Origin of the sequence: Arthrobacter sp. CG_A4, assembly GCF_035985125.1 — a bacterium.
Lineage (GTDB): Bacteria > Actinomycetota > Actinomycetes > Actinomycetales > Micrococcaceae > Arthrobacter.
On the sequence record NZ_JAXCID010000030.1, the window covers coordinates 40572 to 51362 of the forward strand.

Annotated in this window: 12 protein-coding genes, 1 pseudogene and 1 riboswitch; of the genes and pseudogenes, 1 reads left to right on the forward strand and 12 read right to left on the reverse strand. The window is 68.3% G+C overall.

Annotated features, from left to right (window positions below):
* Positions 1 to 65: 65 nt before the first annotated feature.
* The 12 genes from hisG to def form a co-directional block, all read right to left on the reverse strand.
* Positions 66 to 908: an ATP phosphoribosyltransferase gene (hisG, locus tag RCH07_RS13190; RefSeq protein WP_326967930.1), complete on the reverse strand. Its 843-nt coding sequence runs from the start codon at positions 906 to 908 to the stop codon at positions 66 to 68.
* A 135-nt stretch (positions 909 to 1043) separates the two neighbouring features.
* Positions 1044 to 1307, reverse strand: coding sequence for a phosphoribosyl-ATP diphosphatase (locus RCH07_RS13195; protein WP_024367461.1), 264 nt, complete (start codon positions 1305 to 1307; stop codon positions 1044 to 1046).
* Positions 1308 to 1439: 132 nt separating this feature from the next.
* Entirely contained in the window at positions 1440 to 1925 is a 486-nt protein-coding gene (gene ribH, locus RCH07_RS13200; RefSeq protein WP_326967931.1) for a 6,7-dimethyl-8-ribityllumazine synthase, read from the reverse strand.
* A gap of 68 nt (positions 1926 to 1993) precedes the next feature.
* Positions 1994 to 2689, reverse strand: coding sequence for a GTP cyclohydrolase II (ribA, locus tag RCH07_RS13205; protein WP_326967932.1), 696 nt, complete (start codon positions 2687 to 2689; stop codon positions 1994 to 1996).
* 13 nt (positions 2690 to 2702) lie between these two features.
* Positions 2703 to 3353 (reverse strand): 3,4-dihydroxy-2-butanone-4-phosphate synthase, encoded by a 651-nt coding sequence (gene ribB / locus RCH07_RS13210; RefSeq protein WP_326967942.1) that lies wholly within the window; start codon positions 3351 to 3353, stop codon positions 2703 to 2705.
* 104 nt (positions 3354 to 3457) lie between these two features.
* The gene (locus RCH07_RS13215; protein ID WP_326967933.1) at positions 3458 to 4108 is read right to left on the reverse strand and encodes a riboflavin synthase; all 651 of its coding nucleotides are present in this window, start codon (positions 4106 to 4108) and stop codon (positions 3458 to 3460) included.
* Positions 4108 to 5214 (reverse strand): bifunctional diaminohydroxyphosphoribosylaminopyrimidine deaminase/5-amino-6-(5-phosphoribosylamino)uracil reductase RibD, encoded by a 1107-nt coding sequence (gene ribD, locus RCH07_RS13220; protein WP_326967943.1) that lies wholly within the window; start codon positions 5212 to 5214, stop codon positions 4108 to 4110. Before ribD ends, RCH07_RS13215 begins: the two co-directional genes overlap by 1 nt.
* Positions 5215 to 5270: 56 nt before the next feature.
* Complete coding sequence (gene pnuC, locus RCH07_RS13225) at positions 5271 to 5972, reverse strand: nicotinamide riboside transporter PnuC (RefSeq protein WP_326967934.1); 702 nt, start codon at positions 5970 to 5972, stop codon at positions 5271 to 5273.
* Between the two features lie 96 nt (positions 5973 to 6068).
* Positions 6069 to 6219, reverse strand: a riboswitch (FMN riboswitch).
* A 69-nt stretch (positions 6220 to 6288) separates the two neighbouring features.
* Positions 6289 to 6945: a ribulose-phosphate 3-epimerase gene (rpe, locus tag RCH07_RS13230; protein WP_326967935.1), complete on the reverse strand. Its 657-nt coding sequence runs from the start codon at positions 6943 to 6945 to the stop codon at positions 6289 to 6291.
* 52 nt (positions 6946 to 6997) lie between these two features.
* Positions 6998 to 8569, reverse strand: a complete 1572-nt coding sequence (locus RCH07_RS13235) for an RsmB/NOP family class I SAM-dependent RNA methyltransferase (protein WP_326967936.1) — start codon at positions 8567 to 8569, stop codon at positions 6998 to 7000.
* Entirely contained in the window at positions 8566 to 9486 is a 921-nt protein-coding gene (gene fmt / locus RCH07_RS13240; RefSeq protein ID WP_326967937.1) for a methionyl-tRNA formyltransferase, read from the reverse strand. Before fmt ends, RCH07_RS13235 begins: the two co-directional genes overlap by 4 nt.
* A complete protein-coding gene (def, locus tag RCH07_RS13245) occupies positions 9483 to 10070 on the reverse strand; it encodes a peptide deformylase (protein WP_326967938.1) in 588 nt (195 codons plus the stop codon). The genes fmt and def overlap by 4 nt, the downstream gene beginning before the upstream one ends.
* Positions 10071 to 10287: 217 nt before the next feature.
* Between def and RCH07_RS13250 the strand changes: the two are divergent.
* A pseudogene (locus RCH07_RS13250) lies at positions 10288 to 10791 on the forward strand (HNH endonuclease signature motif containing protein); the annotation flags it as partial.

The following is a 10791-nucleotide window of genomic DNA, read 5'->3' on the forward strand; positions in this document are numbered from 1 at the left end:
CAAGCAGGGACACTTCAAGCAGGGACACTTCACGCAGGGACTCTTCACGGAGGGACGCGGCGGGATCAGATGCGGCAGGCGTGGATGGTGCTGACCAGGATAGCGCGGGCGCCCAGGTCGTAGAGCTCGTCCATGATCCGGTTGGTCTGCTTCTTGGGCACCATCGAGCGGACGGCAACCCAGTCCGAATCGCGCAGCGGCGAAATCGTGGGCGATTCCAGGCCAGGGGTCAGCGCGGAAGCTGAGTCAACCAGTTCCTTGCGGATGTCGTAGTCCATCAGCACATACTGCCGGGCCACGAGAACGCCCTGGAGGCGGCGGATCAGAACCTCGGCGGCCGGGTTCCGCTCGCCCCGGCGGCCGATCAACACGGCTTCGGAACGAAGGATCGGCTGGCCGAAGATCTCCATGCCGGCAGCCTTGAGCGTGTTGCCGGTTTCGACGACGTCGGCGATCGCGTCCGCGACGCCAAGGCGCACGGAGGATTCGACGGCGCCGTCGAGACGGACCACCTTGGCCTTGATGCCGCGCTCGGCAAGGTAGCCACGGAGCAGTCCGTCGTAGCTGGTGGCGAGGCGTTTACCCTCGAGCTGTTCCACCGTGGCGAAGTCGCCGACCGGGCCGGCGAAGCGGAAGGTGGAAGCGGCGAAGCCCAGCTGGAGCAGTTCTTCGGCCTCAACCTCGGCGTCCAGGAGCAGGTCGCGGCCGGTGATGCCGACGTCGAGCGTGCCCTGGCCGACGTAGACGGCGATGTCGCGCGGGCGGAGGAAGAAGAATTCAATGTCGTTGTCCGGGTCCACCATCACGAGCTCACGGGTGTCGCGGCGCTGACGGTAGCCGGCCTCTGCGAGCATGGCGGAGGCGGCTTCGGACAGGGATCCCTTGTTCGGGACGGCAACTCTCAGCATGGGGAAGTCTTTCTTGGTCAGGACGGAGTCCGTTCAGGAACAGCCAGTTCCAGAACGGCCGGTTCAGGCACAGCAGGCCACGCAATACAGCGACTCTTCGCGAACAAGTTCGGGCCGGATCCGGTGCGGACGTGGCTAGAGATGCTTGTAGACGTCTTCCAGGCTGAGTCCTTTGGCGAGCATCAGGACCTGCAGGTGATAGAGCAGCTGCGAGATTTCTTCGGCGGCGGCTTCATCGGATTCGTACTCGGCAGCCATCCAGACCTCGGCTGCTTCCTCCACGACTTTCTTGCCGATGCCGTGGACTCCGGAATCCAGTTCGGCGACGGTGCGCGAGCCCTCAGGACGGACGGCGGCCTTCTCACTCAGCTCTGCGAACAGCGACTCGAAATTCTTCACGCCCTCCAGCCTACTTGCTCGTGGCCGGGCAGCGGCTGCCGGGCCCTTCCGTGACGGCGGGGATGTGAGCGATTGCACAGGATCTGGAACGCCGGCTGTGGTGTTTTCACGGCACAGCCCGGCCGCTGACCGCTAGCTGAACTGCCGGAGCGTCACCGCAGTGGCGAGGGCGGCGGTGACGGCCTCATGGCCCTTGTCTTCCTTGGACCCCGGCAGCCCGGCCCGGTCGATGCCCTGCTGCTCGGTGTCGCACGTCAGCACGCCGAACCCGACCGGGACGCCGGTGCGCACCGAAACTTCGGTCAGGCCCAGGGTCGCAGCCTCGCAGACGTACTCGAAGTGCGGGGTTCCGCCGCGGATCACGACGCCGAGCGCCACGACGGCGTCAAAGTGCGGTGCCAGCCGGGCGGCGGCGACGGGCAGCTCGAAGGTGCCCGGAACGCGCAGCACCGTCGGTTCGCTGATGCCGGCGTCCGTCGCGGCACGGAGGGCGCCGTGCAATAGCCCGTCCATGATTTGGGTGTGCCAGCTAGCGGCCACGATGGCCAGCTTCAGCCGGGAGGTTTCCTCCGGATTGAAGGTGCTGAGGTCAATCTGGGGGGCGCCGTGTCCGCTCATCTGGGAATCCTTGTTCGGTTGGGTCTGCGGCTGCTGATGTTCCTGCAGCGCCTGATCTGGTGGTCGGGTCAGTCTTGTTCGTGTTCGAAACCGCGCGGGCCCGCAGCCGGCACGGCCGGCTGCATGTCCAGGACCAACCGGTGGTCCATCCGGTCCTTCTTAGTCTGCAGGTAGCGGATGTTTTGCTGGCGGGACGGGACCTCGGTGGGCACCATCTCCACGATGCTGACCCCGGCCCGGGCCAGCCGGTCCTGTTTGTCCGGGTTGTTGCTCAACAGCCGGATCGCGTGGAGGCCCATTTCGGCGAGGATCTGGGCGGCGGCGTTGTAGCAGCGCGCATCCACCGGCAGGCCCAACTGCTCGTTGGCCTCCACGGTGTCGAAGCCTGCTTCCTGCAGGGCGTAGGCCTTGATCTTGTTAGCCAGGCCGATTCCCCGGCCTTCCTGGCCGCGCAGGTACAGCAGGGTGCCACCGAACTCGTTAATCATCTCGAGGGCATAGGCCAGCTGTTCACCGCAGTCGCAGCGGTAGGAGCCGAACACGTCCCCGGTAAGGCACTCCGAATGCAGGCGGACCAGCGGCGCGGTGCCGTCGACCGGAGGCAGCGGCGAACTGACCGCAAGGTGCTCGGCCCCGGTTTCCAGATCGGTCCAGGCCTGCGCCACGAAGTCGCCAAACGCCGTGGGCAGCTGGACGATGGGACCGGCGCTGACCGGATGCGGCCGGCTGTCCCTCAGTTCTTCCCGGGCTTTAGACGTCGTCATCGTTTCTCCTCCATCACACGGGATCCGCTGCGAGGCCGGCCGGCCGTCCCGCCTCGAGGTAGGCCACCAGATCCGCAATCGAGATCAGGGGGCAGCCATGCTCGAGGGCGAAGCTGCGAAGTCCGTCCAGCCGCATCATTTCTCCGTTGTCGTACACCAGCTCTGCGATCACGCCCACGGGCTCGAGTCCGGCCAGCCGGCAAAGTTCCACGGCCGCTTCGGTGTGGCCGGGACGTTCCCGCACTCCTCCCTTAACGGCGCGGAGCGGAAAAACATGCCCGGGACGCGTCAGGTCCGCCGGTTTGCTCCCCGGACCGGCCAGGATCCTGGCCGTCAGGGCCCGGTCCGTGGCGGAGATCCCGGTGCTGACGCCCACTGCGGCGTCGCAGGACACCGTGTACGCGGTGCCCTTGGCATCTTCATTGAATTCCACCATCGGCGGCAACGCGAGGGCGTCGGCGCGGCCGGAGGCCAACGGCATGCAGATCACGCCGGAGCTGTAGCGCACGGTCCAGCCCATCAGGGCAGGTGTGGCGTGCTGCGCTGCGAAGACGATGTCGCCTTCGTTTTCGCGGTCCTCGTTGTCGACCACCAGGACGGGGCGTCCGGCGGCGATGGCGCGGATGGCGTCGTCGATGAGATCGAGGCCGGCCGGCGGGATGATCGGCGCGGCGAGGCCTGCCGGCGCGGCGAGGCCTGCCGGCTCGGCGGCCCCAATGCGAATGGGCTGCCGGGCGGAAAGGTCGGCGTGGATGTCCTTGACGTTGTTCACGCTGTCGCCCCCTTCGCCCGTGCTGCTCCCCCGGCCGCTCCCGAAAATGCGAGCAGGCGCTCAGTGTACTTCGCCAGTACATCGACTTCGAGATTGACCCGGCTCCCGATCGATTTCGCGCCCAGTCCCGTGTCGGCGAGCGTGGTGGGGATCAGTCCAACCTCGAACCACGGCGCGGGCTCCGCTGCCGGGCTCACCGCTGTGACGGTGAGGGAAACGCCGTCGACGGCAATGGAGCCCTTCTCGGCGATATAGCGTGCCAGCCCGGCCGGAACGCCGAAGCGCAGCCGGTCCCAGTTGCCGAGCGCGGCGCGCTCCAGCAGTTGGCCGACGCCGTCGACGTGGCCCTGGACAACGTGCCCGTCGAGCCGGCCTCCGGCCGGAACGCAGCGCTCCAGGTTGACCGCATCGCCCGCGGCGAGTTCGCCGATGGTGCTGCGGATCAAGGTCTCACCCATAACGTCGACGCTGAAGTCCCTGCCGTCGATCTCCGTAGCCGTAAGGCAGACACCGTTGACGGCGATGGAGCCGCCCAGCGCCAGCCCTTCGGTAGTTCCGGGCGCGTGGACCCGCACGGTGGCGCTGATCTCGCCGTCGCGCTCAACGGACAGCACCTTCCCCTGCTCGGCGATTATTCCGGTGAACATCATTGGCCTCCTGCGGCGGTGTCCGCGCCAGTGCGGTGCGGGGTTGAATCGGATAACATGGTGGCGGCCCTGGCGGCGCCGTCCGGCGGCGACGCTGTCGACTGCGCGGGCCGAAGGTGCAGCCGCAGATCGCGGCCGAGTTGCTGGACGGCCCCGCCGGAAGCGGGGTCCCATTCCCAGTGCTGGGCGCCGGCCAGGGTGGTGACGCCGAGGTCCTCAAGGGCCGGGGTCCCGGAGCCGAGGAGTGTCGGGGCAAGGTAGACAATGAGTTCGTCGACAAGGCCGACGGCGAGGAAAGCGCTCAGGATCCGGGAACCTCCTTCAACCATGAGGTGGCGCACGCCGGCCGCGAACAAAATGTCGAGTGCCTCAAACGGGTCGCGGGTCCGCAGGTGGAGCACCTTGCCGTCGTCGCCGTTGATCGCGGCGCCTGCCGGAATCCCGCGGTAGCCCATCACGGCGCGCAACGGCTGCTTGCCTACCGGCCCGCCGTCGGCATTCCGGGCAGTGAGCCGCGGGTTGTCCACGAGCACCGTCTGGGTACCGACCAGAATGGCATCGATCCGGCCGCGCAGGGCGTGGTTGTCAGCGAGGGATTCTGGGCTGGAGATCCATTGGCTGGTGCCGTCGCTCGCTGCGATCCGGCTGTCGAGGGTCTGCGCGATATGCAGGGTGACAAAAGGGCGTTTGGCCGCGACGGCGCCGAACCAGCGCCGGTTCAGCTCCAGCGCCGCAACGGCGCTGAGCCCGGAGCGGACGCGGACACCCGCGGCCCGCAGCGTGGCGGCACCGCCGGCGGCCGGGTCGTGCGGATCGTCCACCGCGTAGACGACGTCGGCGATTCCAGCGTCGATGATCGCCTGGGCGCACGGACCCGTGCGTCCGCAGTGGTTGCAGGGCTCGAGGGTGACCATCATGGTGGTGCCGGTGAGGTCGTGGCCGGCGGCTTTCGCCTGGGCGATCGCATCGGCCTCGGCGTGGGCAGTACCGGCACCACGGTGGTGGCCGGTGACCATCCGGGTTCCGTCTGCGGCGATGACGACGGCGCCGACCAGCGGGTTTGCGCCCCGCGGCCCGGCCACAGCCGCTGCGAGGGCGTCGTCCATCGCGGTCGCCTCGGCCGCGCTGAAGCCGGTTCCATCGTGGGAGCTCACTTGGGCGCTCACTTGGCCACCAGCGGGTCCGGGAAAGCGGTTTCGACCGTGACCGGGCTGGCCGCCACCTTCGAGGCGCGCCACCAGATGAAAAACCCGGTGAGCGTGAAAAAACCGTAGAACAGGTACATGACGGCACTGGCGTAGTAGCCCGCGCTGAACAGCAGCGGCACACCGACAATGTCCACCGCCACCCAGATGAGCCAGAATTCGGTCCATCCCCGGGCCATGCCGTAAGTCGCCAGCAGCGATCCCATGAACGTCCAGGCGTCTGCCCAGACCGGCGGATACGAACCCAGCGAGTCGAAAAGCGGCGTCAATGCGGCAGTCCCGGCCACGAGGCTCAGAGCCAGGATGATCCGGGTCTTGTTACTGGCCCAGCGCGGCGCGACGGCTACCCCGCCGCCGCCGGCGGACTGCCTGCCCTGCTGCCAGCGGTGCCAGCCGTAAAGGGCGACGCCGATGAACATGGCCTGGCGTCCGGCCTGGCCCCACAGCGTCGCGGGCGTGGCGGAGCCGAAAACGTTGCCCAGAAACACCGTCAGGAGCAGTAGATTGCCGGCGATGCCGACGGGCCAGGCCCAGACCCGGCGGCGCATGCCACCGAAGGCGCTGATGAGGCCAAAAATGTTGCCTAGCACTTCACGAAGAATCAGGACAGATCCGCCTACCGGAATCTGCGCTTCGAAGAGCCATCGCAAGAGGTCCATGCCTGTGTGTCGTTCCTTCCCTCAAGAACCGCGATGGCTCCGGGGGTATACGACAGCGCAATGCCGCGGCGCCAATGGCTCGCCGCAGCAACAGCTGTACGTGCTTCTCTCATCCAGACTTTAACTGTCGGTACCGGAGTTCCACCGGTTCAACCGTCCGCCGGCTTCCTCCCGAAGGAAAACGCCGGCTCGCGGGTCGCGGACTATAACCGCCGGTTCGGACTTACACCGACCCCGGAGCACGTATGTGTGTTGTTATTCTGACACAACTGCCGGGGAACCCAAGCTATTCCCCCGCCGCGCCCGGTCCGCCGGGTCAGCGGCTCCCGGCCGCCCGCAGCCGTTCGATGGCCTGGGCCGGATCCGCGGCACCGTAGACGGCGGACCCCGCCACAAAGACGTTCGCTCCCGCTTCCGCGGCACGTACGATCGTCTCCTCGGTGATACCGCCGTCGACCTGCAGCGCCACCTCGACGCCGGAACCGTCGATGGCCGCACGTGCCCGCCGGATCTTGGGAAGCGTCAGGTCCAGGAAGGACTGCCCGCCGAAGCCCGGCTCCACGGTCATGATCAGCAGGAGGTCCAGTTCCTGGAGCATGTCCAGGTAGGGCTCCACGGGGGTGCCCGGACGCAGCGCCAGGCCTGCCTTGGCGCCGCGTGCCCGCAGTTCCCGCGCCAGTTTAATCGGAGCGATCGAGGCTTCGGCGTGGAACGTCACGGAGGCCACTCCGGCATCGGCGAAGGCCGGAGCCCAGCGGTCCGCGTCGGCGATCATCAGGTGGGCGTCCAGCGGCACCGGGCTGACGGCCTGGATGCGCTGCACCACGGGCAGCCCGATCGTCAGGTTGGGCACGAAGTGGTTGTCCATGACGTCCACGTGCACCGCATCGGCATTGCTGATGCGGCGCAGTTCGGCCTCGAGATTGGCGAAGTCAGCGGAAAGGATGCTCGGGTTGATGCAGCACTGGGCCATGGATTTCCTTCTCGTTCGTAGGTAGCTGTCAGTGCCCCAGTCTCGCTGAAACTCAAGCCTTCTTGTGAATGAGCGCCAGGAACATGGCGTCCGTCCGGTGCACATGCGGCCAGAGCTGGGCGGTGAATTCGTGTCCGGCCTCGAGGTGGCCGGTGAGGCTGACGGCGTCCAGCGCCGCGCCGGCGTCGAGCAGTTCCAGGTCGTCGCGTTTGCGCAGTACATCACTCACGACGACGGTCGTCTCCGCCGGGTGCGGCGAGCACGTCACATATGCCACGACGCCGCCCGGCTTGACGGCGTCCAGCGCAGACTTGAGCAGCTCGCGCTGCAGCGGGCCGAGGTCCGTGAGGTCCTTGGGCGTGCGCCGCCAGCGTGATTCGGGGCGCCGGCGCAGCGCACCGAGGCCGGTACAGGGCGCGTCGACCAGGACGCGGTCAAAGCTTTCCGCCATTTCGGTGCCAACCTCGCGGCCGTCGCCGGTCCGTACATGCCAGACCTCATGCGGCACCGCGGCCAGGGCCTGCCGGACCAGCTTCGCGCGGTGCGGTGCGGGTTCGTTGGCGAGCAGCGTAGCGCCCTGCTGCCGGGCGAGGGCAGCGAGGAGCGCGGCCTTGCCACCGGGGCCGGCGCACAGATCGAGCCAGCGTTCTCCCGACTTTTCAGTGTCAATAACGTCATTTCCCGTCCCGGCGACGCCGGAGCCGCCAGTGCCAAGATCGACGGTGGCCAGGGCGCGGGCGACCAGCTGCGAGCCGACGTCCTGCACCCGGGTGGTGCCTTCGCGCACCGAGGCGAGCCGGCCCAGGTCCCCGCCGCTGGAGAGCGCAGAGCCTTCCACGAGTTCCCCGGGCGTGGCACCGCCGTCGAGGGCCTCGTCGAGGCTGCCCAATCCGGGCAGCGCCACGAGGTTGACCACCGGTGCGGCATTGTCAGCCTCGAGGAGGTCACTGATGTCGCTGACCGGACGGCCGTGGGCCACGAGCGACTGCCTGAGCGCCCGAACAATCCATTCCGGGTGGGCATAGCGGATGGCGGCTTTTTTGGTTTCGTCCGACTCGTCGCTGAGCAAGAGCTCCAGCCACTCTTCGAGGTTGTGCGCCGAGACTTTGCGGAGCACAGCGTTGATGAGCGCCGAGGGCCCGGCGCCGATGACGGCGCGGGCGAGGCCCACGGTCTGGTCCAGGGCGGCGTGGGCCGGGACGCGCATGGCCACCAGCTGGTGGACGCCGATCCGGAGGGCGTCGAGAATGGCCGGATCCAGCTCTACCAGCGGCCGGTCCACGCAACGGGCCAGGATCGCGTCGTAGGTGCCCTGGCTTCGCAGGGCACCGTAGCTGAGTTCGGTGGCGAAGCCGGCGTCCCGTTTGTCCAGGCCGTGGTGCCGGATCCGGGCGGGCAGCACGAGGTTGGCGTAGGCGTCCTCGGAGGACACGGCACGCAGCACCTCGAAGGCCACGAGCCGGGCAGGATCCGCCCGGCGGGTGCGCTGTGAGGGTGCGTTTTCGGTGAAACCGCGCTGCGGACCGCGGTTGCGCTCCCGGCCCTGTGCGTTCCGCTGGCTGCCGGATCCTGCGCCCCCGCGCTGGGGGCCCCTGCCGCTGCCGCTAGTCCCGGACTCGCTCATTCGAATACCACGCTTTCAAGTGTTGCCTGTCCGCGCACCCAATCAGCGGCGGTCATCATTTTCTTGCCCGAGGGCTGGACACGGGTGAGTTCCACCGGGTGCGAACCGGTTCCCACCAGGACGCTCTTGCCGTCCAGAGCCAGCCGTCCGGGCTGCAGGGCCCCGGCCTCGGGCCGGAGCAGCACCGGCTCCAGTTTGATCCGCTGACTGTCCACGGTGGTCCACGCACCGGGCTCGGGAGTAACTCCGCGCGCCCGCCGCCCGATCGCGAGGGCCGGCTGGCGCCAGTCGAGCCGGCCGTCCTCGAGGGTGAGTTTGGGGGCGAGGCTGACGTCGCCCCGCTGCGGCACCGCGGCGGCCTTGCCGGCGTCGACGGCGGACAGCGTCTGGGTGAGCAGGACGGCGCCGCTGTGGGACAGCCGCTCGAGCAGCGCGCCGGCGGAGTCGCCGGGGCGGACCGCTTCGGTCAGGGTGCCGAACACGGGGCCGGTGTCCAGCCCTTCCTCAAGCAGGAAGGTGACGGCGCCGGTGACGTCGTCGCCGGCCATGAGCGCCCGCTGCACGGGCGCCGCTCCGCGCCAGGCCGGCAGCAGGGAGAAGTGCAGATTGATCCAGCCGTGGCGTGGCAGGTCCAGGGCTGCGCGGGGAATGAGTCCACCGTACGCCACGATCGCGGCGACGTCCGGGGCGGCGGCGGCGATCCTTGCGGTGATCTCCGCGTTGACTTTGACGGCATGGATGATCTCGATGCCCAGTTCGGCGGCCCGGGCGGCGACCGGCGACGGCGTCAGGACGCGTTTACGGCCGAGCGGCGCGTCCGGCCGGGTCATGACGGCGACGACGTCGAACCCGGCGTCGATGAGGGCGTCCAGGGACGGCACGGCGACGGCCGGCGTCCCCGCGAAAAGAACCCTCACTGGCTGTTTCCGAAAGGACCTGCCCCGACGCCGGGGCCGCCGAAACTGGAGCCGACGGTCTTGGCGCGCTTCGCCGTCGTCTGCTCTGTGACGGCGCCGTAGCTGGCGTTCCGGATGGCGCGCAGGGCGCTCTTCCGGTCCTCGCCGTCGAGCCGGTCGGTGAAGAGAATGCCGTCGAGGTGGTCGGTCTCGTGCTGGAAGCAGCGGGCCAGCATGCCCTCCCCCTCGATGCTGATGGGGTTGCCGTGCAGGTCGACGCCCGTGACCCGGGTGTGCCGGTGCCGTCGGACCGGGAAACCCAGGCCGGGAATGGAGAGGCAGCCCTCCACCTCGTGCGGCTGGAAATCCTCGCTGTTTTCGAGAACCGGGTTGATGATGTGTCCCTCGACGCCGCCGATGCGGTAGGTGAAAACGCGCTGGCTGACGCCGACCTGAGGTGCCGCCAGGCCTGCGCCCTCGACGTCTTCCATGGTCTCGGTCATGTCGGCAACGAGCTTCGCCAGCTCAGGCCCGAACTCCGTCACGGGATCGGCAACTGTGCGCAGCACAGGATCCCCGATGATGCGGATATTCAAAATGGCCATGTGCAATCGGTCCTTACGGTGGGCGGCGACGGGATCCAACCAGTTTAGTTGCACCAGCCCACTTCGGGTTCAGCGGGACGGCTCGGCTTCCGTGTGCGGGGCACTGACGTAGGCGGCAGCACGTCCTGAATCTGTTTTAGGCGGGCGATCTGGCGCCGGAGATGCCCGTCAGGCACGGGGTCGGTTTCGTGTCGGACCCCCTTAGTAATGTGGAGTTATGGAAACCGTCGGGGAATTCATTCCTTTCCAGGACACGGATCCGGGCCCGGCCCGGGCCGGGGTCCGGGCCGGGCCCCGTGGCGCCTCCCTGGACCAACAGCCCGGCGTGGACAGCGCCCTTGCGGTGCTCCGGGATGTCGCTTCAACGGCGGTGGCCGACGCGGGGTGCTGGGGATTCCGGACAGCGGCGGACTTCGCCGGGCAGGTGGAAGAGCTCTCCCGGACCGTGGAGTATCTGCAACTCGTGGCGGCCGCCGCCGTGGACCGGACCCGGAAGCAGCCCGCCTCCGCGGTGAAAGGCACCACATCGTGGACCACCGGCTGGCGCGACACCCCGGCAGATACGGAGGTCGCCAAAGTTACCGGTGTTGCTGGTGTTGCCGGTGTTGCTGGTGTTGCCGGTGTTGCTGGTGTTGCCGGTGTTGCTGGTGACGACGGCTACCGGAACACCACCGAGTTCCTCCGGGCGCGGCTGCGGATCAGCGCCTCCGAGGCACGCCGC